The organism is Streptomyces sp. NPDC001410 (assembly GCF_042895235.1).
Lineage (GTDB): Bacteria > Actinomycetota > Actinomycetes > Streptomycetales > Streptomycetaceae > Streptomyces.
This window is the reverse complement of record NZ_JBIAWE010000007.1, coordinates 434,787-458,493: the sequence shown is the minus strand read 5'-3', so window position 1 is coordinate 458,493 and position 23,707 is coordinate 434,787. Positions and strand designations below refer to the sequence as shown.

At 71.7% G+C, this 23,707-nt stretch carries 15 protein-coding genes and 2 pseudogenes; 5 read left to right on the top strand and 12 right to left on the bottom strand.

What is annotated here, in order from left to right:
- Positions 1-43 precede the first annotated feature (43 nt).
- Positions 44-1,483 carry an esterase/lipase family protein gene (locus ACFY3C_RS18325; protein WP_390771448.1) on the bottom strand — a complete coding sequence of 480 codons (1,440 nt, stop codon included), beginning with the start codon at positions 1,481-1,483 and terminating at the stop codon, positions 44-46.
- 213 nt (positions 1,484-1,696) lie between these two features.
- Between ACFY3C_RS18325 and ACFY3C_RS18320 the strand changes: the two genes are divergently transcribed.
- Positions 1,697-2,431, top strand: coding sequence for a chaplin family protein (locus tag ACFY3C_RS18320; protein ID WP_390771447.1), 735 nt, complete (start codon positions 1,697-1,699; stop codon positions 2,429-2,431).
- 183 nt (positions 2,432-2,614) lie between these two features.
- A complete protein-coding gene (locus ACFY3C_RS18315) occupies positions 2,615-4,594 on the top strand; it encodes a hypothetical protein (protein WP_390771446.1) in 1,980 nt (659 codons plus the stop codon).
- A gap of 19 nt (positions 4,595-4,613) precedes the next feature.
- On the opposite strand, the pseudogene ACFY3C_RS18310 reads toward ACFY3C_RS18315, so the two are convergent.
- The 8 genes and pseudogenes from ACFY3C_RS18310 to ACFY3C_RS18275 all read right to left on the bottom strand — a co-directional run.
- A pseudogene (locus tag ACFY3C_RS18310) lies at positions 4,614-5,678 on the bottom strand (PH domain-containing protein); the annotation flags it as partial.
- Positions 5,679-5,815: 137 nt separating this feature from the next.
- The gene (locus ACFY3C_RS18305; protein ID WP_390771445.1) at positions 5,816-8,362 is read right to left on the bottom strand and encodes a DUF4118 domain-containing protein; all 2,547 of its coding nucleotides are present in this window, start codon (positions 8,360-8,362) and stop codon (positions 5,816-5,818) included.
- 2 nt (positions 8,363-8,364) lie between these two features.
- Positions 8,365-9,048 carry a response regulator gene (locus ACFY3C_RS18300; protein WP_386573099.1) on the bottom strand — a complete coding sequence of 228 codons (684 nt, stop codon included), beginning with the start codon at positions 9,046-9,048 and terminating at the stop codon, positions 8,365-8,367.
- A gap of 91 nt (positions 9,049-9,139) precedes the next feature.
- Positions 9,140-9,772 (bottom strand): potassium-transporting ATPase subunit C, encoded by a 633-nt coding sequence (locus tag ACFY3C_RS18295; protein ID WP_390771444.1) that lies wholly within the window; start codon positions 9,770-9,772, stop codon positions 9,140-9,142.
- 24 nt (positions 9,773-9,796) lie between these two features.
- Complete coding sequence (gene kdpB, locus ACFY3C_RS18290; RefSeq protein WP_390771443.1) at positions 9,797-11,938, bottom strand: potassium-transporting ATPase subunit KdpB; 2,142 nt, start codon at positions 11,936-11,938, stop codon at positions 9,797-9,799.
- Positions 11,938-13,599 carry a potassium-transporting ATPase subunit KdpA gene (kdpA, locus tag ACFY3C_RS18285; protein WP_390771442.1) on the bottom strand — a complete coding sequence of 554 codons (1,662 nt, stop codon included), beginning with the start codon at positions 13,597-13,599 and terminating at the stop codon, positions 11,938-11,940. The genes kdpB and kdpA overlap by 1 nt, the downstream gene beginning before the upstream one ends.
- 8 nt (positions 13,600-13,607) lie before the next feature.
- A complete protein-coding gene (kdpF, locus tag ACFY3C_RS18280; protein WP_067057375.1) occupies positions 13,608-13,697 on the bottom strand; it encodes a K(+)-transporting ATPase subunit F in 90 nt (29 codons plus the stop codon).
- 256 nt (positions 13,698-13,953) lie between these two features.
- Positions 13,954-15,795 (bottom strand): APC family permease, encoded by a 1,842-nt coding sequence (locus tag ACFY3C_RS18275; RefSeq protein ID WP_390771441.1) that lies wholly within the window; start codon positions 15,793-15,795, stop codon positions 13,954-13,956.
- A 229-nt stretch (positions 15,796-16,024) separates the two neighbouring features.
- Between ACFY3C_RS18275 and ACFY3C_RS18270 the strand changes: the two genes are divergently transcribed.
- Positions 16,025-16,528, top strand: coding sequence for a hypothetical protein (locus ACFY3C_RS18270; protein ID WP_390771440.1), 504 nt, complete (start codon positions 16,025-16,027; stop codon positions 16,526-16,528).
- A gap of 14 nt (positions 16,529-16,542) precedes the next feature.
- Here the strand turns inward: ACFY3C_RS18270 and ACFY3C_RS18265 are convergent, their stop codons facing one another.
- Positions 16,543-17,367: a DUF4118 domain-containing protein gene (locus ACFY3C_RS18265; RefSeq protein ID WP_390771439.1), complete on the bottom strand. Its 825-nt coding sequence runs from the start codon at positions 17,365-17,367 to the stop codon at positions 16,543-16,545.
- Positions 17,367-19,898, bottom strand: coding sequence for an ATP-binding protein (locus ACFY3C_RS18260; RefSeq protein WP_390771438.1), 2,532 nt, complete (start codon positions 19,896-19,898; stop codon positions 17,367-17,369). Before ACFY3C_RS18260 ends, ACFY3C_RS18265 begins: the two co-directional genes overlap by 1 nt.
- A gap of 234 nt (positions 19,899-20,132) precedes the next feature.
- Between ACFY3C_RS18260 and ACFY3C_RS18255 the strand changes: the two genes are divergently transcribed.
- Positions 20,133-21,707 (top strand): Na+/H+ antiporter, encoded by a 1,575-nt coding sequence (locus ACFY3C_RS18255; RefSeq protein ID WP_390771461.1) that lies wholly within the window; start codon positions 20,133-20,135, stop codon positions 21,705-21,707.
- A gap of 13 nt (positions 21,708-21,720) precedes the next feature.
- Here ACFY3C_RS18255 and ACFY3C_RS18250 read toward each other — a convergent pair whose 3' ends face one another.
- Complete coding sequence (locus ACFY3C_RS18250; protein ID WP_390771437.1) at positions 21,721-23,133, bottom strand: hypothetical protein; 1,413 nt, start codon at positions 23,131-23,133, stop codon at positions 21,721-21,723.
- A 299-nt stretch (positions 23,134-23,432) separates the two neighbouring features.
- Here ACFY3C_RS18250 and ACFY3C_RS18245 point away from each other — a divergent pair.
- Positions 23,433-23,682 (top strand): annotated as a pseudogene (locus ACFY3C_RS18245) (potassium-transporting ATPase subunit B); the annotation flags it as partial.
- Positions 23,683-23,707: the final 25 nt, after the last annotated feature.

The following is a 23,707-nucleotide window of genomic DNA, read 5'->3' as shown; positions in this document are numbered from 1 at the left end:
CCAGCCCCCCGTGCGTCGTCCCGTCTCCGCTTCCTCGGCCCGGTCAGGCCACCATGACCAGCCGGGTCACCGGGTCGCCTCCGCCGCCCACCTTCACGCGGTACAGCCCGGGCGCGTCGAGCCGGACGCGGGCGCCGAGCACGCCGTCGCGCCCCGGTACGGGCATCAGCACGGGCCTGCGGACCGGGTCCTGGAGCATCTCGGCACCGGCGTCCTCCACCAGGCAGCTGACCCGGCCCGGGTCCTGCTCGGTGCGCACCACGACCTCGAACTCGGTGCCGGCCGGAACCCGGTCCGGGAGGTCGAGGCCCACGTCGGTGCCGCCGAGCCGGGCGCCGCGCCGGCCTCCGGTGAGCAGGCCCTGGGCGAAGTCGACGACCGAGCCGGTGACCGCGAGGGCGGCGTGCTGCTGGGCCACGGAGTACGTGTCCACGTCGCCGTGCGTGGTCGAGTAGCGGTAGACGGTCCCGTCGCCGCCGTGGTCGAACTCGACCAGCCGGCCGATCCCGTCGCGCAGGAGTTCGCCGTCGTCGTGCCGGTCGTAGCCGACGTGCCGGGCCTCGACCACCCCGTCGCGGATGCGCAGCGACTGCGTGGTGGGCTGGGCCGTGCCCTCCACGATCCGGTGGCCCGGCAGCGTGGCCTTGTCCAGTCGGGCGTGCAACTCGAAGGCGTCGCGGGCCAGTTCATGGTCCCCGCCGATGCTCTCCACGTCGGACGGGGTCAGCGCCACGACGTCGTCCCCGGTGTCCAGGCAGCGGTAGCTGGGCAGCAGGTCGTGCACTCCGGGCAGGGTACGGGCCAGGCGGCTGAGGTTCTTCGCGGGCAGACCCAGCATGCCGCGGCCGCTGTTGAGGATCTCCGTGGCCTTGACGGCACCGTGGAAGGGCGTGCCCACGGTGAGGACGGCGCGCACCTCGTCGACGGCGCCGGGTATCAGCGCGAGCGCAGCGGTCAGCAGGCCGCCCATGGAGTGCGCGACGAGGACGATCCGGGCGGGCCGCTGGTCGGGGGCGCGGTCGCGGGCCGCCACGCAGGCGGGGTGGGCACGCCAGGCGGTGAGATGCCGGTCTACCGCGTCGGCCAGCAACCTGGCGTTGTGTTCGACGGGAAGGCGCCAGTCGTAGCCGAACTCGGCGACCGCGTCGCGATGGGCGGCCACCTTGCGCAGGCTCTTCACCAGCGGCGTGTACGGCTCGAACCCGTCGGTGAGCGGCATCCAGGCGGGCGTGCGCAGCAGTCGGCCGGGCACCACCCGGCCGAGACGGCCCGCTCGCTCGTCCTCGGTCAGCGCGAGCGCGTCCATGCCCTTGTCGAGGTCCCAACGGGCGGCGTACTCGGCCACCTTGGCCATACCCCAGAGCATGCGCCCGGTGGCGGCCTCGTATAACTCCGTGCCCATGATCCCGGGTACGACCAGGACGGCGTCGTGCGTCGCCACCGGCCGGACCGGGGGCCTGTCCCGGGGAATCGTCGGATACATGTAGCAAAGCTACTAGAGGAACGTACGAGGAGATGCCGACTTGGCGGCACATTCTGTGCGCACGTGCCACCAGCGGATTGTTCGGTTCGGCGAAGCGAAAGGCTGATTCGTCATAACCCGGACGGGTAACCGACCGTTTCACCCTGTGCGGGCGAGTGCCCGCGACCATGTATGGAAGGCAGGGAACCTATGAAGCGGGTTACCCGAAACAGCGTGATTGCTGTCGTGGCCGCCTCGGGCGCGATGGCCGTGGCGGGGTCGGCGTACGCCGACTCGACGGCGAACGGCTCCACGGCCGGTTCGCCCGGTGTGATCTCCGGCAACACCATCCAGCTCCCGGTGCACGTCCCGGTGAACGTCTGCGGGAACACCGTGAACGTCGTGGGGCTCCTGAACCCGGCCGCGGGCAACTCCTGTGCCAACGTGGGCGGCGCGGGCGGCACCTCCGCCGGGGCGACGGCCGCGGGCGCGGCCACGGACTCCCCGGGCGTCATCAGCGGCAACAACATCCAGTTGCCCGTGCATTCGCCGGTGAACGTCAGCGGCAACACGGTCAACGCGCCCGGGGCCCTCAACCCGGTGTTCGGCAACACGTCCGTGAACGGCGGCTCCAGCGTCACCACGCCGCCGGTCAAGACCCCGCCGGTCCAGACCCCGCCGGTCCAGACCCCGCCGGTCAAGACCCCGCCGGTCCAGACGCCGCCCGTCAAGACCCCGCCGGTCGGGACCCCGCCGGTCCAGACCCCGCCGGTCAAGACCGTGCCTCCGGTGAAGAAGCCGCCCGTGGGCCAGCCGCAGCCGGGTCACGTCATCACCGTGCACCCCGGCACGACCCCGCTCGCGCACACCGGTGCGGACGGCATGCTGCCCGTCGCCGGCGCGAGCGTGGCCCTGCTCCTCGGCGGGATCGTTCTGCGCCGGCGATTCCAGGCCACGGCAGCACGCTGACCCGACTCACGGCGTCCGCGCCCCGGCAATGACGCTCGCCTGCGCATTGCCGGGTAAGCAGCAGCCGGAAATCTTGATCCACCCGAGACTGCCGGTTCCGGGCAATGCAAATGTTGGCCGGATACCGTCATCCTCCAGCCGGCGCCGGGCACGGTGCCGTCGTCCAGGGGATCAGGAGTCGTAGTGGCAGTGAAGATACGGAGACCGGGAGCCGCCGCCGTCGCACTCGCGGCAGCAGCGGCGGCCGCGGTCGTATGGGGCCCCGCCCTGCCCGCCGCCGCTTCCGGGTACACGGCCTCGGCCGGTCCGTGGAACACCGCGGCCGCCGTGACCGGCTCGGACGGCCAGCAGAGTCTGATCGACGTCAAGGTGGCCGGTGACGGCACGGCGTTCGCGCTGTGGCGCGACAAGCAGGCCGGGGCCTCCAGCTGGGAGGTCCGGGCCGCCGTCCGGCCCGCCGGCAGCGACACGTGGGGCGCGCCCAGGACGCTGCTCACGGACCAGGGCGCGAGCGCCAGGGCCGTGCTGGCGGTGACCGCCGACGGCGGTGCCGTGGTGACCTGGCTGACCGGCAACGGCGCCGACGGCTCGCTGGCCGCCCGCTTCACCGCCTGGGACGCGGCGGCGGGCGGCTGGTCGGACCCGGGCACGCTCGCGACCCACGACGGCCTGGACATGTCCACTCCGCGTCTGGCCGCCGCGGCCGACGGCACCGTCACCGCCGTGTGGGACCAGGGTGACGGCTCCCTGCACTACCAGGTGATGACCGCCACCCTCGCCCCCGGCGCGTCCGCCTGGTCCGCGGCCGAGCCGCTGGGCTCCTTCGACAAGGGATCCTTCTGGAGCCTCGACCTCGCGGTGGCCCCCGACGGAGCGGCCACCACGGTGTGGGAGACCCGCGACAAGCTCGACGACGACCAGCACGTCGTCTCCACCGTCACCCGTTCCTCCGCCACCGGCGACTGGAGCAGCCCCGCGGTCCTGCCCGGCACCACCGCCACCGCCGGCGACGCGCAGGTGTCGATGGACGCCCACGACCGCACCACCGTGCTGTGGCACGACGCCAACGCCACCACGGACAAGACCGACTTGAAGTCCGCGACCCGGACGACGCCCACGGGGGACTGGGGCTCCGCGCAGACCGCGGTCGGCTCGATCGACGACGGCGATGACAGCGGCCCGCTGGCCGCCCCCAACGGGGACGTCACCTACGTGTGGGAGGGCTGGAGCAGCAGCGCCGGCACCCCGGTCGTGCAGACCACCACCCGCAGCGCCGCCACCGGTACCTGGTCCGCGCCGAAGACGCTGTCCACCGGGTACGTCGACCACCAGGTGTCCGCCGCCATCGGCGCCGACGGCACCGTCCAGGTGGTGTGGCCGCAGACGCCCTCCGTCGACAACGGCAACGACCACTACCTGGAGTGGGCGGTCCGGGCCGACGGCACGTGGAGCAAGGCGACCGCCCTCAACAGCACGCCCGTCGCCGCCGTCCCCGACACGGAAGCGCTGTCCGGTGAGATCGCCGCCGGCCCCGACGGCCGGGCCACGCTGGTGTGGCGCAAGGCGGTGGACATCTCCCCCGGCAGCTACACCTCCCAGCTGTGGGCCCAGTCCCAGACGCTGCTGACCAAGCCGCAGATCACCTCCAAGGCCGCCGTCAGCGGAACCGCCCGCACCGGCTCCAAGCTCACCTGCAACGCGGCCTGGACCGGCTACAACGCCACGGCCGCCTGGTCCTGGCTGCGCGACGGCAAGGCGATCTCGGGTGCCACCGGCAAGACCCGCACCCTGACCTCCGCCGACTACACCCACAAGGTGTCCTGCAAGGTCACGGTCAGCAACGGTGCCGGGGCGACGAGTTCCACCTCTCCGGCCGTCACGGTCGCCGTCGGCCCCGCCCTGAAGGTCACCACGGCCCCTTCCATCAGCGGCACCGCGAAGGTCGGCTACAAGCTGACCGCGGCCCACGGGACCTGGTCGCCGACCGCCACCTCCTACACCTACTCCTGGAAGCGCAACGGCATCACCATCACCGGCGCCACCAACTCCACCTACGTGCCGGTGAAGGCCGACCGGGGCCAGAAGATCACCGTCAAGGTCACCGCCCACCGCTACGGCTGGACCAACGGATCGGCCACGACCCCGTCCGTGACCGTGCGCTGAGCAGGTTCTCGAACCGTCGTCAGACCCTGGCCGGCCCCAGCGCGCGGATGATGCGCGTCAGGTCGGCCGGGGCCGCGGCAAGGCGGATCGGGGTGCCGGCGTCGTCGAGTTCGGCGATGTGCCAGCTTCTGGGGACGGTGTCGCCGTCGCTGTCCCGGGCCCGCCGTACGTTCCTGACGGTGAGCCGCTCGACCGGGATGCGCTTCGCCGCGAAGCGGCCCGGACCCGGGGTCACCGCGGGTGCGCCGTCCCCGAGGGCGATGTGGGTGCCGAAGCCGTTCGGGTTGAAGTCGGTGGACTCCAGGAACCGGGCGGACACGAACACCTCGCCCTGATCCCGCTGTTGGGCCGTTGCGTCGGCCCCGCTCCCCTCCGGTCGTCCGGCCGCCGCCGCGCCCTCGGGCGTAAGGATGCGGGTCGCGCGCCAGGCCCAGGCGAGCAGGGCCAGGGTGAGCAGCGAGCCCGCGGCCGCCCAGGTGATCTGTGTGGGCGAGGCGAGCAGGTCGGTGGGGTGCAGGAAGCACAGGGGCAGCAGCCACAGGGCGGTGCCGGCCAGCGCGCCCGCGAACGGCAGGTCCGAGGGAAGGACTTCGTCGTCGGGCAGCCGGCGTCCCCGCAGACGCATCAGCACCTTCGCCGCCGGGTAGCCCGCGGCCAGGGCCAGCAGCGCGGCCACGACGGCCAGGGAGCGGGCGGTGGTGATGTGCTCGTGCCAGCTGTTCCCCGCGCCGGCCACCTTCATCACCTGCCCGCGCCAGACGGTCAGTTCCACGTGGTCGCCGGCCTCGAAGTCCTGGGCCGCCTCGGCCGAGACCCGGAGTCGGTGCATCGGCCGGCTGTCCGTGAAGTACAGCCAGCTGGGCTGCTTGGGCGCGTTGACGTCGGTGCTCGCGATCACCGCCGGGACGGTGGACAGGCAGTCGTCCCGCCCGGCGGCGGACGTCTGGACCGTGCAGGGCGTGGCCCGGCGCCAGGCCTGCTCGTCCGACGCGGCGTTCGGGATGAACCACGCGGCCACGCCGGCGGCCACGAGCAACAGCGCGCAGAGGGCCGGCGACCCCACCGGGCCCCTGCCCGCGGTGCGGCGCGGATGCGGTTGAACATTGGTCATGGTGTACAGCTTCCGTCCCAGCACGCCGCCGGTTCTTGTGCGGATCCCGGCAGTGTCCGGGCGGTCTATCTTGCCGTGTTGCCACCCGCTCCGACCTGTGGAGCAGGCGTTCAGGTGATCGCCGTCTCCCGTGGTCCCGGCGCCGGCCGGGCCGGGACCGCCCCGGACCTCGGCAGGCTGAGGACCATCGTGAGCCCGCCTCCGGGGGTGTCCTCGGCGTTCAGCGTGCCGCCGATCGCCTCCGCGAAGCCGCGGGCCACCGCCAGGCCGAGCCCCACTCCGGCGCCGCGGGGTGAGTCGCCGTAGCGCTGGAAGGGTTCGAAGATGCGGGACTTGGCCTCGTCGGGCACGCCCGGGCCGCGGTCGACGACGCGGACCTCCACCCGGTCGGCGAGGGCGCTGGCCGCGACCAGGACCGGCTCGCCCGGCGGGCTGTACTTGACCGCGTTCTCCACGACGTTGGCGACCGACCGCTCCAGCAGGCCACGGTCCACGTCGACCATGGGCAGGGTCTCCGGGATGTCCAGCTCGACGCTGTCCTCGGGTACGCCGCCCAGCGCCATCGGGATCACCTCGTCCAGGTCGGTCTCGCGCAGGAGCGGGGTGACGGTGCCGGTCTGCAGGCGGGACATGTCGAGGAGGTTGCCGACGAGGTGGTCCAGGCGGTCGGCGCCCTCCTCGATGGCGGCGAGGAGTTCCGCCTGGTCGGCCTCCGACCATTCGATGTCGTCCGTGCGCAGGGACGTGACCGCCGCCTTGATGCCGGCGAGCGGGGTGCGCAGGTCGTGGCTGACGGCGGCCAGCAGGGCGGTGCGGATGCGGTTGCCCTCGGCCAGTTCCTTGGCCTGGTCGGCCTCCTGCTGGAGGCGGCGGCGGTCCAGGACCACGACGGCCTGTGCGGCGAAGGCGGCCAGCACCCGGCGGTCCTCGGCGGGCAGGACACGGCCGGACAGGGCGAGGGACATGTGGTCGCCGGCCGGGACCTCGACGTCCGCGTCCTCGGGAGCGCTGCAGGGGCGCGGGCCCACGCTGCCCGCGCAGGTCCAGGGCGCCACGTCGCCCTCGCGTTCCAGCAGGGCCACCGATTCCATGCCGAAGGTCTCCCGGACCCGCTCCAGCAGGTCCTCCAGGCCGGTCTCGCCACGCAGCACACTGCCCGCGAGGAAGGACAGGATCTCCGACTCCGCTCGCAACCGCGCCGCCTGGTGAGTGCGCCGGGCCGCCAGGCCCACCACCGAGGCGACCGACGCGGCCACCGCGACGAAGATCGCGATGGCGACGATGTTCTCCGGGTCGGCGATCGTCAGGGTGTGGACGGGCGGGGTGAAGTACCAGTTCAGCAGGAGGGATCCGACCACCGCCGAGGCCAGGGCCGGGAAGAGGCCGCCCAGCAGAGCCGCCGCCACCGTCGCCGTCAGGAACAGCAGCATGTCGTTGGCGAGCCCGACGTCCGGGAACACACCGCTCAGCAGCCAGGTCAGCAGGACGGGCCCGGCGATACCGACCAGCCAGCCCCAGCTGATCCGGGCCCGGCCGAGCCGCGCGCCCCGGGCCACGGGCAGTCCGCGGCCCTTGCCCACCTCGTCGTGGGTGATGAGGTGGACGTCGAGGTCCGGGCCGGAATCCCGGGCCACCGTGGCGCCGACGCCGGGCCCGAAGACGTACTGCCAGCCCTTGCGGCGGGAGACGCCGAGGACGATCTGGGTGGCGTTGACGCCCCGCGCGAAGTCCAGCAGTGCGTCCGGTATGTCGTCGCCGACCACGTGGTGGAAGGTGCCGCCGAGGTCCTCCACCAGGGTGCGCTGGACGGCGAGTTCCTTCGGGGAGGCCGCGGTCAGGCCGTCGCTGCGGGAGATGTAGACGGCCATCACCTCACCGCCGGCGCCCTTCTCCGCCAGCCGGGCCGCGCGCCGGATCAGGGTGCGTCCCTCGGGGCCGCCGGTCAGGCCGACCACGATCCGCTCGCGCGAGCCCCAGATCTTCGAGACCCGGTGCTCGGTGCGGTACTCCTGCAGATAGGCGTCGACCCGGTCGGCCACCCACAGCAGCGCCAGCTCGCGCAGGGCGGTGAGATTGCCGGGCCGGAAGTAGTTGGACAGGGCCGCGTCGACCTTGTCCGGCTTGTAGATGTTGCCGTGCGCCATACGGCGGCGCAGCGCCTCCGGCGACATGTCGACCAGTTCGATCTGCCCGGCCCGCCGTACGACCTCGTCGGGCACCGTCTCCCGCTGCCGCACCCCCGTGATCGACTCGACCACGTCGCCCAGCGACTCCAGGTGCTGGATGTTGACGGTCGAGATCACGTCGATCCCGGCCGCGAGCAGCTCCTCGACGTCCTGCCAGCGCTTGGTGTTCCGGGATCCGGGGACGTTGGTGTGCGCCAGCTCGTCGACGAGGGCCACCTGGGGACGGCGGGCGAGGACCGCGTCGACGTCCATCTCGGTGAACGTGCTGTCCCGGTACTCGATCTCCTTGCGGGGTAGCTGCTCCAGACCGTGCAGCATCACCTCGGTGCGCGGCCGGTGGTGGTGCTCGACGAACGCGACCACGCAGTCGGTGCCCCGCTCCACCCGGCGGTGCGCCTCGGACAGCATGGCGTAGGTCTTGCCGACGCCTGGAGCCGCGCCGAGGTAGATACGGAGTTTGCCGCGTGCCATGGTCACCCTTCGAAGCGGTAGCCCATGCCGGGCTCGGTGATGAGATAACGGGGACTCGAGGGATCGGACTCGAGTTTGCGTCGCAACTGGGCCATGTAGACCCGCAGATAGTTGGTCTTGTTGCTCTGGGAGACGCCCCAGACCTCGTGCAGCAGCTGCTTCTGGGTGATCAGGCGGCCCGGGTGGGTCACCAGGATCTCCAGCAGGTGCCATTCGGTCGGGGTCAGGCGTACGTCATGGCCGTCCCGTACGACCTTCTTCGCGAGCAGGTCGATGGTGAACCCGTCCGTCTGGACCAGCGTGGTCTCCGGGACCGTCGGCAGGTCCTCGGTGCGGCGGACGGCGGCCCGCAGCCGGGCCAGGAGTTCGTCCATGCTGAACGGCTTGGTGATGTAGTCGTCGGCGCCGGCGTCGAGGGCCGAGACCTTCTCGTCGGAGGACCGCCGGGCGGACAGGACCAGGATCGGTACCCGGGTCCAGCCGCGCACGGCCTTGATGACGTCGACGCCGTCCATGTCGGGCAGGCCGAGGTCCAGCAGCACCACGTCCGGCTGGCGGGCAGCCGCCAGCCGCAGCGCGGTGGCGCCGTCGGGGGCCGCGTCGACGCCGTACTTGCGGGCCTGCAGATTGATCACGAGGGCCCGTACGAGCTGCGGGTCGTCCTCCACCACGAGCACCCGGGTCATGGGCGTACGCCTCTCCTGTCATGGCTGCGGGAGCCGGCGGTGCCGGGATGTCTCCCGGTCCGCCGGCTCCCGTGCGGGTCGCGTAAGGCCGTCACTGCTTGGCCGCGAGATCCTTGAGCGCGATGTTGAGTTCGAGGACGTTCACCCGGGGCTCGCCCATGAAGCCGAGAGTGCGGCCCTGAGTGTGGTCCTTGACCAGCTTCTCGACCTGCGCGACCGGCAGGTTGTTCTTCGCGGCGACCCGGTGCACCTGGAGTTCGGCGTACTCCGGGGAGATGGCCGGGTCCAGGCCGGAGCCGGAGGAGGTGACGGCGTCGGCGGGGACCTGCGCGGGGCTGACGGTGTAGCCCGGCACGGAGTTGTCCTTGACCACCTTGGCCTTGGCGTCCTCGACCTGCTTGACCAGGTCCTTGCTGTCGGCAGCCAGGTTGGTCGCGCCCGAAAGGATCAGCTTGTACTGGGTGTTGACCGAGTTCGTACCCAGTCCGCCCGCAGGGCGGGGCTGGAAGTACTTGAGGCTGTAACCCTGTTGCCCGATCAGGGACGAGCCGACGACCTTGCCGTCCGCCTTGATCTCGGAGCCGTTCGCCTTGTCGTGGAACAGCCCCTGGGCGATGCCGGTGACGACCAGCGGGTAGATGACGCCGGTCACCAGGGTCAGTACGAGCAGCGCCCGCAGGCCCGCCCCGAGCAACCGGACGGTGTTGGTTACGGAGTTGTTCATGGCGATCAGCACGCTTTCAAGAAATTACAGCCCGGGGATGAAGGAGATGATCACGTCGATGATCTTGATGCCGATGAAGGGGGCGATCAGGCCGCCGATGCCGTAGATCCCGAGGTTGCGCCGCAGCATCCTGTCCGCGCTCATCGGCCGGTACCGCACGCCCTTCAGGGACAGCGGCACCAGCGCGATGATGATCAGCGCGTTGAAGATGACGGCCGACAGGATCGCGGAGTCGGGCGAGGACAGCTGCATGATGTTCAGCTTGTCCAGGCCCGGGTAGACCGCCGCGAACAGCGCCGGGATGATCGCGAAGTACTTCGCGACGTCGTTGGCGATGGAGAACGTGGTCAGCGCACCGCGGGTGATCAGCAGCTGCTTGCCGATCTCGACGATCTCGATGAGCTTGGTCGGGTTGGAGTCGAGGTCGACCATGTTGCCGGCCTCCTTGGCGGCCGACGTACCGGTGTTCATCGCCACGCCGACGTCGGCCTGCGCGAGCGCGGGCGCGTCGTTCGTTCCGTCACCGGTCATCGCGACCAGCTTGCCGCCGGCCTGCTCCCGCTTGATGAGAGCCATCTTGTCCTCGGGAGTGGCCTCCGCGAGGAAGTCGTCGACGCCCGCCTCCTCGGCGATCGCCTTGGCGGTCAGCGGGTTGTCACCCGTGATCATGACCGTCTTGATGCCCATGCGGCGCAGCTCCTCGAACCGCTCCCGCATGCCCTCCTTGACGACGTCCTTGAGGTGGATGACGCCCAGGACGCGGGCGCCCTGCTCGTCCTCGACGGCGACCAGCAGCGGGGTGCCGCCGGCCTCGGAGATCCGGTCGGTCAACGCCTGAGCGTCCTCGGCCACTTCACCGCCCTGCTCCTCCACCCAGGCGATGACCGAGGCGGTGGCGCCCTTGCGGACCTTGCGGCCGTCGACGTCCACGCCGGACATACGGGTCTGGGCGGTGAAGGCGATCCACTCGGCGTGCGCCAGCTCGCCCTGGTGGCGTTCGCGCAGCCCGTACTTCTCCTTCGCCAGGACGACGATGGAACGGCCCTCCGGCGTCTCGTCGGCCAGCGACGACAGCTGGGCCGCGTCCGCGACCTCGGCCTCCGTCGTCCCGCGCACCGGCACGAACTCGGCGGCCTGGCGGTTGCCCAGCGTGATGGTGCCGGTCTTGTCGAGCAGCAGCGTGGAGACGTCACCGGCGGCCTCGACCGCACGGCCCGACATCGCCAGCACGTTGCGCTGCACCAGGCGGTCCATGCCCGCGATGCCGATCGCGGAGAGCAGGGCACCGATGGTGGTCGGAATCAGACAGACCAACAGGGCGACCAGCACGACCATGGTCAGGTGCGTGCCCGCGTAGTTCGCGAACGGCGGCAGCGTGGCCACCGCGAGCAGGAAGACGATCGTCAGCGAGGCGAGCAGGATGTTCAGCGCGATCTCGTTGGGCGTCTTCTGGCGCGCGGCGCCCTCGACCAGGTTGATCATCCGGTCGATGAAGGTCTCGCCCGGCTTCGTCGTGATCTTGATGACGATCCGGTCGGAGAGGACCTTCGTACCGCCGGTGACCGCCGAACGGTCGCCGCCGGACTCACGGATGACCGGAGCGGACTCACCGGTGATCGCGGACTCGTCCACGGACGCGACGCCCTCGATGACGTCACCGTCACCGGGGATGATGTCGCCCGCCTCGCAGACCACCAGGTCGCCGATGGTCAGCGCCGTGCCCGGCACCTGCTCCTCGGAACCGTCCCCCAGCAGCCGGCGCGCGACCGTGTCGGTCTTGGCCTTGCGCAGGGTGTCGGCCTGCGCCTTGCCGCGGCCCTCGGCGACGGCCTCCGCGAGGTTGGCGAAGAGCACGGTCAGCCACAGCCAGGCGCTGATGGTCCAGCCGAACCAGTCGCTCGGGTCCTTGAAGGAGAACACCGTGGTCAGCACGGAGCCGATCCACACCACGAACATCACGGGGGACTTGACCATCACCCGCGGGTCGAGCTTGCGGAACGCGTCCGGCAGCGACTTGATCAGTGCCTTGGGTTCGAACAGGCCCGCTCCGACACGGCCCTCGGCGGGCTTGTGCCCGGTGGGGACGTCGCTGTGCGGCGCCCTGGTGGGTGTGGCTGTGGACATGGAGTCCTCTGGGTTCTCTGTCTTCTCTATACGGGTGGTCATCACGCCAGTCCTTCCGCGAGCGGACCCAGGGCGAGGGCCGGGAAGTACGTGAGACCGGTGATGATCAGGATCGCGCCCACCAGCAGGCCGGTGAACAGCGGCTTCTCGGTGCGCAGGGTGCCCGCGGTCACCGGGACGGGCTTCTGCTCGGCGAGCGAGCCGGCCAGCGCCAGAACGAAGATCATGGGCAGGAAGCGGCCCAGCAGCATCGCGAGTCCGGTCATGGTGTTGAACCAGTCGGTGTTCGCGTTCAGGCCCGCGAAGGCCGAGCCGTTGTTGTTCGACGCCGACGTGAAGGCGTACAGCACCTCGGAGAAGCCGTGCGCGCCCGAGTTGAGCATCGAGTTCGGCGGGGTCGGCAGCGCCATGGACGCCGCGGAGAAGACCAGCACCAGCGCCGGGGTGATCAGGATGTACGCGGCCGCCAGCTTCATCTCGCGGGCGCCGATCTTCTTGCCGAGGTACTCGGGCGTACGGCCGACCATCAGACCGGCGATGAACACCGCGATGACCGCCATGATCAGCATGCCGTAGAGGCCGGAGCCGGTACCACCGGGCGCGATCTCGCCCAGCATCATGCCCAGCATGGCGATACCGCCGCCGAGCCCGGTGAAGGAGGAGTGGAAGGAGTCCACCGCACCGGTCGACGTCAGCGTGGTCGAGGTCGCGAAGATCGACGAGGAGCCGACGCCGAAGCGGACCTCCTTGCCCTCCATCGCCCCGCCCGCGGCCTGCAGCGCCGGGCCGTGATGCGCGAACTCCGTCGCCATCATCAGGGCGACGAAACCGACCCAGATGACACCCATGGTCGCGAGGATCGCGTAGCCCTGCTTCACCGAGCCGACCATCACGCCGAAGGTGCGGGTCAGCGAGAACGGGATCACCAGGATCAGGAAGATCTCGAAGAGGTTGGTGAAGGGCGTCGGGTTCTCGAAGGGGTGGGCGCTGTTGGCGTTGAAGTAGCCGCCGCCGTTGGTGCCCAGCTCCTTGATGGCCTCCTGGGAGGCGACCGCGCCGCCGTTCCACTGCTGCGAGCCGCCCATGAACTGGCCGACCTCATGGATCCCGGAGAAGTTCTGGATCGCACCGCACGCGACCAGCACGACGGCGGCGATGGCCGCACCCGGCACCAGGATCCGCAGGGTGCCGCGCACCAGGTCGGACCAGAAGTTGCCCAGCTCACCGGTGCGCGAGCGGGCGAAGCCGCGCACCAGAGCCACGGCGACGGCGATGCCGACGGCCGCGGACAGGAAGTTCTGCACGGCCAGACCGGCGGTCTGCACGACGTGACCCATGGTCTGCTCGCCGTAGTACGACTGCCAGTTCGTGTTCGTCACGAACGAGACGGCCGTGTTGAACGACTGCGCCGGGTTCACCGAGTCGAAGCCCATCGAGCCGGGCAGAACACCCTGCAGCCGCTGCAGCAGGTAGAGGAACAGGACGCTTACGGCCGAGAAGGCGAGGACACCGCGCAGATACGCGGGCCAGGTCATCTCGGCGTCGGGGTTGGCGCCGATGGCCTTGTAGATCCACTTCTCGACACGCAGGTGCTTGGTCGAGGAGTAGACCCGGGCCATGTAGTTGCCAACGGGGACGTAGACGAGCGCCAGCGCGCCTATGAGTGCGAGGAGCTGGAGCACGCCGGCCAGTACGGGACCCATGTCAGCTCTCAGAACCTCTCCGGGAAGATCAGGGCGAGGACGAGATAGCCCAGCAGGGCGACGGCGACGACCAGGCCGACGATGTTCTCGACGGTCACAGCTTGGTCACCCCCTTGGCGACAAGAGCCACCAGCGCGAAACCCGCGATCACGGTGACGACGAAGGCCAGATCGGCCATCGCGAACTCCTGGAGTGAGGTTCGGTGAAACGGACGGTTCGAGGAAAGCGCCTCCGTGGCCGAATATGGCCACCCGTTGACGACCCTCTTACGGCCTCCCTCACGGCTTTGACGGGTCTCTTACGGACCCTGATCCGTACCGGTCGGTAAGCGGCCGTGACTGTCGGTGACCTGGGTCACATCAGCCGGAAGCGCAGTCGGCAGATCACCGCGTCCGTCTCCCGCCGCACGGCGTGCGCGACGACGGCGCCCCGCTGGTTCTGCAGCAGCCACTGCCACAGCCGCTCGGGCTCCGTCTCCGGGATCAGGACGGTGACCCGAGTGGCCGGCTCGGCGGCGGCCACTTCGCGGACGTACGCGGCGATGGGGCGACCCAGGCTGCGCCGCTCGCAGGACAGCCGCACCAGCGGCACTCCCGGGTCCCACTCGGCCCAGGCACGCTCCAGGGTGTGCAGCTGGGTGCGGTCCTCCGGGTCCGGGTAGCAGACGGTGACCGCGCGGACCTCGTCGCCCAGGGAGGCGGCGGCCGTCAGGGCCTCGGAGGTGAGCTGGGACAGGGTCGACACGGGGACGATCACCAGCGAGCGGTCGCGGTGCGGGACCTCGGGTATGCGGCCGAGTCCGAGTCGCTCGCCGATCCGGCCGTAGGCGCGGTGCACGGCGACGAAGGCGGCGACGAGCAGGGGCAGCGCGACCACGATCAGCCAGGCGCCCTCGGTGAACTTGCTCGCGGTGACGACGACGGTCGCGACGCCGGTGAGCAGTGCGCCGAAGCCGTTCAGCAGCACCTTGCCCCGCCAGCCCTTGCCGCGCTCCAGGCGCCAGTGCCGGACCATGCCCACCTGGGCGATGGTGAAGCCGACGAACACCCCGATGGCGAACAGCGGCACCAGGGTGTTGGTGTCGCCGCCCGAGAAGACCAGCAGGGCCGCGGAGACCAGGGCGAGGGCGAGCACACCGTGCCGGTGGACCTGGCGGTCGGCCTTCAGGGCGAAGACGTGCGGCAGGTAATTGTCGCGGGCGAGCAGCTTCAGCAGGACCGGCAGACCGCCGAAGGAGGTGTTCGCGGACAGCGCCAGCAGGATCATCGTGGCGAACTGGATGACGTAGAAGGCCCAGTTGTGGCCGAGCGAGGCATCCGCGAGCTGGGCGAGGACGGTGACGCCCTCGACCGGCTGGAGGTGGAAGCGGGAGATCAGCACCGACAGGCCGATCAGCATCAGGCCGAGCACCGCGCCGAGCGCGACCTCCGCGCGCTGGGCCCGCCGGGCCCGCGGGACGCGGAAGGAGGGAACGGCGTTGGCGATGGCCTCGACACCGGTCAGGGCACTGCACCCGGAGGCGAACGCCTTGAGCAGGAGCAGGGTGCCCACGGTGGTGGCGTTGTCCGAGACGACCGAGGCGTGCCCGGCCGCGGTGACCGTGCTCACGGGGTGGGAGCGGAAGAGGCCGACCACGATGAGGACGAAGATCGAGCCGACGAACACGACGGTCGGCACGATGAACGCCTTCGCCGACTCCACGATGCCCCGCAGGTTGACGCCCGTGATCAGCACCAGCACCGCCAGGCACAGCCACAGCCGGTCGTCGTAGAGGCCCGGGAAGGCGGAGGTCAGGGCGGCCACGCCCGCGGTGACCGCGACGGCGACGTTGAGGACGTAGTCCAGGATCAGCGAGGCCGCCGCCACCAGGCTGGTCCGCGCGCCCAGGTGCGTCCTGGCCACCGCGTAGGAGCCGCCGCCGTCCGGGAAGGCCACGATGACCTGCCGGTACGACGCCACCAGCACCACGAGGAGTCCGGCGATGGCCAGGGTGACCGGCAGGGTGAAGCCGAGGCCGTGCGCGCCCGCGGCGGCCAGCACCAGCACGATCGCCTCCGGGCCGTACGCCACCGACGCCATGGCGTCCAGCGACAGCGCGGCGAGGCCGGTGACGGCGGTGAGGCGGTGTCGTTCCCCGGTATCAGGCGGTTCTTCGTCGGCGGGGGCGGCGCCCGGCTGGAGGGTCAGGACGGACATGGGTGCGTGCTCCTTCTCCGTTCAGCCGCGCACCAGGTCCGAACGGTGCGCGGGTGCACCCAGGTTGTGTCCGTTCGCGGCCGGGTCCGACTGCTCCTTGCGGCTTCTTCGCGCCCAACCGTCCGACTTTGACGGGATCTTGGCGGGTGACATCGGGAATTACCCGATATCTGTCAAGATCGCATCAAAACGGTTCTGTCCGGCCGCTCGGCTCCCTACCGTCACCACCATGGAACAGGCAGCACACGACCGCCGCCGGCCCAAGGACGTGCGGGATTCCGTCCGTTGCGCCGGGGTCCTGCTCGCCCTGCTCGTGCTCGTCGACTTGGGCTCGGGCCGGTTGGCGCCCTGGCGTTTCGCGCTGTGGTGCGCCCTCGCCCTGCTGCTGTTCCTCGTGCTGTACCCCGCCCGGGTCTCGGCCGGCCAGGACTGGCTGGCCTCGCGGCGGCTGCTGCGCGAACGCCGGGTCCGCACGGACCTGCTGGTGTCCGTCCGCTTCCTGGACGGCGTCGCCCAGCGCCTCGTGCTGAAGGACGCGCTCGGCGGCCGGGTGGAGATCGATCCCGAAGTCCTCGTGAACAACCCGGAGTTGTGGCGCCGCCTGGACGAGGGCACGCGCAGGGCGGCCGACGAAGGCCTGCTGCTGTGCGGGGCGACCGCCCTGCGGAGCCTGGCTCGGCGCATCGACTCCGAGACGGCCCAGGCTGTGTTCAAGGCCTCCGGGCTCGACTGAGTCACCCGGCTGACTCAGGTGACCGGCCCCGAGGTGTCCAGCGCGGCCCCGGTCTGGTCGGCCAGGGTCACCGCGACCAGCCGCGCCTGGAGCGGCGGTACGGGCCCCGGGCCGGGGGTGAGCATGAACCGGCCGAGGTAGTGCCCGTTGCCGTACGCCCGCAGCTCGGTCTCGCCCTCGGGCCAGCCGGCGCCGTCCACGTCCCAGCTGCGCCGGCCCACCGTCACGGTGCCGTCCTTCTCCAGCCGCGGCGGGCGCCCGATGAGGGTGCCGTACTCGAAGCGGCAGGCGCACAGGCCCAGCAGCTCGGTCAGCTCCTGGCGCACGTGGCCGACCACGACGTCCGCGGAGTTGGCGGACTGGGTGAGGGCGGCCGTGCGGTGGATCCGGTCCAGATGGGCCGCGTCGGTCACGGCGACGACCTCCAGGCGGCGGGCACGGGCGGCGAGCTGGGAGACGATCAGACCGACGACGAGCAGCAGGACCGCCGTCTCCACGTCCCCGGACGCGGTGATGTCGAACGTCTCGTACGGCCGGGTCAAGAAGCTGTGTCCGATTGCGGCTGCGCCGCGGGCGAACCAAGCCGCCGCCGACACCGCCGCCACGACACCCGCCGCACGGCTGCCCAGCGCGGCCACCGCGACGACCACGACCACGAGGACCAGCGCGGCGTTCGTCCGCGACAGGTCCGCGCGCAGCGGCACCAGAGCGGCCGCCACCACGAGCGGGGCCACCACGCCCGCCGCGAGGGCGAGCCGGTCCCGCAGTGGCCACGCGGCCGGCCCCGGGCGTGCCCGGCCGGTGCGGTGCAGTCGGAATGTGCTGGTCTCGGTGCTCATCAGGCACCTCCTGCGCTCTGCGCACTCTGAGGGTGTGCGTGCTGTTGTGCGAAGGGCAGCGAAACGACCATGGTCAGGCCGCCGCCCGGGGTGTCCTCGGGGGTGAGGGTGCCGCTCATGGCCTCGGTCAGGCCGCGGGCGAGGGCCAGCCCGAGGCCGAGGCCGGTGGTGTTGTCGGTGTCGCCGAGCCGCTGGAACGGCTCGAAGAGGCGCTCCCGTCCGGCCTGGGGAAGCCCGGGCCCCCGGTCGACGACCCGCAGCTCCACCCGGCCCGCCAGCGCGCTGGCGGTGACCAGCACCTTCCGGCCGGGCGGGGTGTGCCGGGCGGCGTTGCCGGCGAGGTTGGCGATCACGCGCTCCAGCAGCGGCGGGTCGGCCAGCACCGCCGGGATCGCCTCGGTGTCCGCCACCTCGACGCCGGGGACGTCCGCCAGTGCCGTGGGCAGTACCTCCTCCAGGGAGGTCGCGCGCAGGTTCAGGGTGAGGGCGCCCGCGTCCAGGCGGCTGAGGTCGAGGAGGTTCTCCACCAGGCGGTTGAGCTTGGCCATGGACTCGTCGGCGGTGGCGAGGAGTTCCTCGCGGTCGGCGGCGGAGAACTCGACCTCGCTGCTGCGCAGGGAGGTGACGGCGGCCCAGCCCGCGGCGAGCGGGGTGCGCAGGTCGTGGCCGACGGCCCGCAGCAGCGCCGTACGCATCCGGTCGGCGGCCTTGACGGGCTCGACCTCGGCCGCCGCCTCGGCCAGCCGGGCCCGCTCGACCGCGGAGCCGACGTGCGCGGCGAACGCGGCCAGCACCCGCCGCTCGGAGGAGGACAGGGTCCGCCCGCGCAGCACCAGATGCTCCCCGGGACCGGCCGGTACGGCCGTCACATCCCCGGCGTCGGGCGGCTCGTCCACCAGCTCCGCCGACTCCATGCCGAAGGTCTCCCGGGTGCGCTCCAGCAGCGCCGGGATGGTCGCGCCGCCGCGCACGATGGTGCCGGCCAGGGACGACATGGTCTCGGCCTCGGCGGTGGCCCGCGCCGAGCGGCGGGACAGCCTGAGGGAGCGGTCGACGACTCCGGCCATCGTGGCCGCGACGACCATGAACACCGCGAGGGCGAGCAGCGCGTTCGGGTCGTTCAGCGTGAACTGTCCTATGGGCGGGATGAACCAGTAGTTGAGCAGCAGGGACGCCGTGATCGACGCGATCACCGCCGAGGTGACCCCGCCTATGCAGGCCACGCCCACCACGGCGAGCAGGAACAGCAGCGCCTCGCTCGTCAGGTTCAGCGTCCCGCGCACCTGGGCGAGGCCGATCGTCAGCAGCACCGGGAGCACGAGCCCGGCCACCGGTCCGGCGATCAGCCGCGCGGTGGACAGGGTGCGCCGCCGGGAGGGCAGCAGGGTGCCGCGTCCGGCGCGCTCGTGGGTGACGCGGTGGACGTCGATGTCGCCGGACAGCTCGGTGACGGTCTCGCCGGTGCCGGGTCCGGTGACGAACCGTTCCAGCCGTCCCCGGCGGCTGGTGCCGAGGACCAGCTGGGTGGCGTTCTCGGCGCGGGCGAACTCCACCAGCGTCGTCGCGATGTCGTCGCCGACCACCGAGTGGTAGCTGCCGCCCAGGTCCTCCACGAGCCGGCGCTGCCGGGCCAGCGAGGCGTGCGAGACGCCGGCGGCCAGGCCGTCGCTGCGGGCCACGTGCACGGCGAGCAGGTTGCCTCCGGCGATGGGGGTCCCCCCTGCTCGAACGAAGTTGAGAGCTTGGGGGAGGGCGGCGATCCGCGCGGCCCGCCGGATCAGCGTGTCCCCCTCGGGCCCGCCGGTGAGCGCGACGACCACCCGCTCGCGGGTCTCCCACACCCGGCCTATGCCGTGCTCGGTGCGGTACTCCTGCAGCGCCGCGTCGACCCGGTCGGCCACCCACAGCAGCGCCAGCTGGCGCAGCGCGGTCAGGTTGCCGGGCCGGAAGTAGTTGGCGAGGGCCGCGTCGATCTTCTCGGGCGCGTAGATGTTGCCGTGCGCCATGCGGCGGCGCAGCCCCTCCGGGGGCATGTCGACCAGTTCCACCTGCTGGGCCCGGCGGACGACGTCGTCGGGGACCGTCTCGCGCTGGGGCACGTGCGTGATCTTCTCGACCACGTCGTTCAGTGACTCCAGGTGCTGGATGTTCAGCGCGGTGATCACGTCGATGCCGGCCGCGAGGAGTTCCTGGATGTCCTGCCACCGCTTGGGGTTGCGGCCGCCGCCCGGGACGTTGCTGTGGGCGAACTCGTCCACGATCGCGACCTGCGGGCGCCGGGCGAGCACCGCGACCAGGTCCATCTCCTCGAACTCACCGCCCCGGTAGCCGCACCGGGCCCGCGGGACGACCTCCAGGCCGTCCAGCATGGCTTCCGTGCTCGGCCGCCCGTGGCACTCGGCGAACCCCACCACCACGTCCGCCCCGCGGGCGGCACGGCGCCGCCCCTCGTCGAGCATCCGGTAGGTCTTGCCGACCCCCGGGGCCGCCCCGAGGTAGACCTTCAGTCGTCCGGGCCGTACGTCACTCATCGCCGCCGACGCACTCCGCTCACTGGCTCAACTCCCTCGGGAGGGCGGATCACTGCTCCTAAGGAAGCGCTTCAGGGCTCCGGCGGGTGCCCGTGTTAGCGGTTCCTTGGCACCGGTCCCGGGGACCTTGACACTGTCTTGACATGCCGTGGCCGGATAGGGTGAAGGCGGTGTGCCGGGAAGTCTGGTCGGCCGGGAGCCAGGGTGGCTCCTGTGAAGGCCCAGGGGGACGGCATGCGCAGCGTCGGGACGGTTCTCGCACTGGTGGTACTGGCCACCGTCGTAGCGACCTTCGCGCGCCGTTGGCGCATCCCCGCGCCCTCCCTGCTCGTCGTCGCCGGCCTCGCAGTGGCTCTGCTGCCGGGCACTCCGCAGATCGAGATCAGCCCCGAGATCATCGGGCTCGTCGTGCTGCCGCCGCTGCTGTACGCGAGCGCCGAGGAGATGCCGTGGCGGGAGCTGCGGGCGGTGTGGAAGCCGGTCGGGATCCTCGCCATCGGCCTGGTCCTCGCCTCCGCCGCGGCCGTGGGCGCGGTGGCCGCCACGCTGACGCCGCTGTCCTGGCAGATGGCGCTGGTGCTGGGCGCGGTGCTGGCCAGTACCGACCCGGTGGCGGTGACCGCGCTCGGCCGCAGGCTCGCCCTGCCGCCGAGGGTGCAGGTCCTCGTCCAGGCGGAGAGCCTGTTCAACGACGCGACCTCCCTGGTGCTGGTCCGGGTGGCCGCGGGCATCGCGGTCGCGTCGGCGGCGGCGAACTGGGGCGAGGCGGGCGGCAAGTTCCTGCTGCTGGCCGGCGGCGGCACGGTGATCGGCGCCGCGGTGGCCGGGGTGGTGACCCTGATCCGGCGGCGCACCGAGGAACCGGTCCTGGAGACCGTGATAGCCCTGGTCACCCCGTACGCCGCGTATCTCCTGGCGGAGGCCGCGCACACCTCCGGGGTGACGTCGTGCGTGGTGGCCGGGGTGGTCCTGGGCGGCCGCGGCGACCGGCTCACCAACGCGCGCATCAGGCTCCAGCTGCACGCCGTGTACGGCACGGTCGTGTTCCTGCTGGAGAGCGTGGTCTTCTCGCTGATAGGGCTGGCGCTGCCCGCGCAGGTGCGGGCGCTGGCCGACGGCGACCGGGCCTGGCCGCTGTACGCCCTCGCCGTCGCCGCCACGCTGATCGCCGTACGCCTGGTGTGGCTCGCGCCGCTGTCGGCGGTGGTCCAGCGCAAGGGCGGCATCGGCCGCCTGAACTGGCGGGTGCCGGTGGTCCTGACCTGGGCGGGCACCCGGGGCGTGATGCCGCTGGCGGCGGCCCTGTCCATCCCCGAGATGACGAAGAGCGGCTCCCCACTCACGGACCGCCCCCTGGTCCTCGTCCTGACCACCTCGGTCGTGGTGGTCACCCTCGTCGTCCAGGGCTTCACCCTGGCCCCGGTCGTCCGGCGCTCCGGCATCGCCCTGGAGCCCGCCCACACCGAACGCGAGGAGGTCGAGGCACGCTCCCGCCTCGCCCACGCCGGACTCGCCCGGCTGGAGGAACTGGCCGAGCTGGAGGCCGTACCCGACGTGGTCCTCGACCGCCTGCGCCGCGGCCTCAACGCCCGCCTGGAGGATGCCCGCGACCGCCTCGCCGAGAGCAAGGGCACCGCGACGGCCACCGAATCCGCCGACCTGGTCTACCGCCAGCTCCGCCGCGACCTGATCACCGTGGAGACGGAGGAACTCCAGCGCCTCTACGACGGCCACCGCATCAGCGACACCACGCGCCGCCGGCTCCAGCGCTCACTGGACCTGGAGGAGGCGCGGCTGTCCGACGCGTGAGGGTCGTGGCGGGTCAGCGGAACTCCGCCAGCCTCGGCCGCAGTCCGAGCGCCGTGAGCGCCATCGACGCGAGCAGCAGACCGGCCGCCCACGGCAGGAGCGTGTCCACCGTCGAACGGCCGTCGCGCACCGACGAGTCGAAGTGGGCCCGGTTGATGTCCGTCAGCCTGTCCAGCGCAGCCATCCAGGCGCCGAAGTGGGCGTTGGACGTGCCGGGCTCCCAGCCCATGCAGAACTCGGTGGCCGCCCGCTCCTGCCCGGTCGCCACCAGAGAGCGGATCTTGCGGTCGTCGTGCTCGTAGACGACGTACGCCCGCACGGTCCGCTCCGCCGCGGCGCGTTCCCCGGGAAAGGTGATGTTGTCCAGCTCGCGCCGGAACTCGCCGGTGAAGCGCAGGTCGTGGTGGTCGGTCTCGTAGGCCTGCCAGGTGTTGGCCAGCTCGCCGTCGTAGGTGGCGAGGGTGGCGCCCCGGATGCCGTACAGCTTCTGGGACTTGGCGAGGAACGCCCGCTCGTACTGGTCCCGGCGCTGTGGGTCGAGCAGGTAGCGGCTCTCGTCGGCGTTGGCGTCGTAGGCGACGGCCCGGGCCCGGGAGAGCGCGACGACGGAGTCGAAGGCGTCGCGGCGGGCGGCGCGCAGGTTCGCGGACGACGAGGCGAGCAGCTGCGCGCCGAGGACGACCGCGAGCAGGGCGCACACGGTGGCGGCGAGGACGCCGGGGTTCAGGATCCGGTGGAAGCGGCGGGCCAGGTACCACTGCAGGAGGCCGAGCACGGCGAGGAGGAGGACGCCGAGCACGACGACGGCGGCGAGCCGGCCGGCGAGGGCGGAGCGGGCGGCGCCGTACTCGCCGTCGAAGGCACGGTCGTTGGAGGAGACCAGCGTGCGGGACTCGGGGAGCAGCCTGCTCTGCAGCAGGTCCGTCGCCCGGCGGTAGTCCACCAGGGCGGACGCCTTGCCGCCGGCGTGCCCGTCGTTCTCCAGGGCGCGGCCGATCAGCTCCTGGTACTCGGCGAAGTCGTCGGTCAGGTTCTCCACGGTCTTCTCGTCGGACCGGTCCCCCTGTGCCGCGACGGCGAGTGTCCGCAGGTCGTGCCCGATCTCGCGCCGGGCGTCGCCGTAGAAGCCGACCGCCTTCTCGTACGGCGTCCGCAGGCGGCCCTTGCCCGCGTCGCCGCTGGACAGCAGCATGTTGGCGGCCTGGGCGTCCATGTCGTTGAGGGCGAGGTTGAGGTCGGCGGCGCTGGTGGTGCGCGGCGCGTCGCGTCCGGCCACGCTGTCCCAGGTGCCGTTCGCGGCCAGCCCGGCGACGGTCAGCAGTACGGCCACGGCGGCGGCGAGCAGGAGCGTGGCCGCGCGCAGAAGACGCAGCCGTGCGGGCACGGTGGCCCAAAAACGGCGGCGCAGAGCGGCCCGCGCGGCCACGACCTGCTGCTGGGGGCGCGGCCCCCGACCCGGATCGCCCGTCCGTGAACCCCCTCGTCTCCGCGGTCCGGGGCTGCCCCCTGACGGGTCCCGTCCTGACGGAGTGCCCCCCTCGGTCCGAGGACCTTGCGCTGTTTCGGCCGTGAGAGTCACGGTCCCTCCAACATCACGCCACGGACGGTCGCCCGTCCCCCGTTGCCGATCAGTCTGCGACCGGATCCGGCCATGGATGGCTGACGTTGACGCGTTCCTGATGGCTACTCAGCCCGGTTTGACGGCACTTTGACGGCGGCTCCGGGATCGGCAAGCAACTCCTCATCACCCGAGACGTGTTGACGACGTTCTCCATCACGAACGACGTCGCGAAGTACTTCGCGACCATCCCGGCGATGTTCGCGGGCTCGTACCCCGGCCTGGAGTACCTGAACGTCATGAGCCTGCCTGCTGCGCCGCAACCTGCTCGTGTAGGGGCTCGGCGGACTCGTGCTGCCCTTCGTGGGCATCAAGCTGATCGACCTGCTCGTGTCGGGGGTGCCCGGCCTTGGCTGAAGCCCGTCAGGCGCCCCGTCAAGGA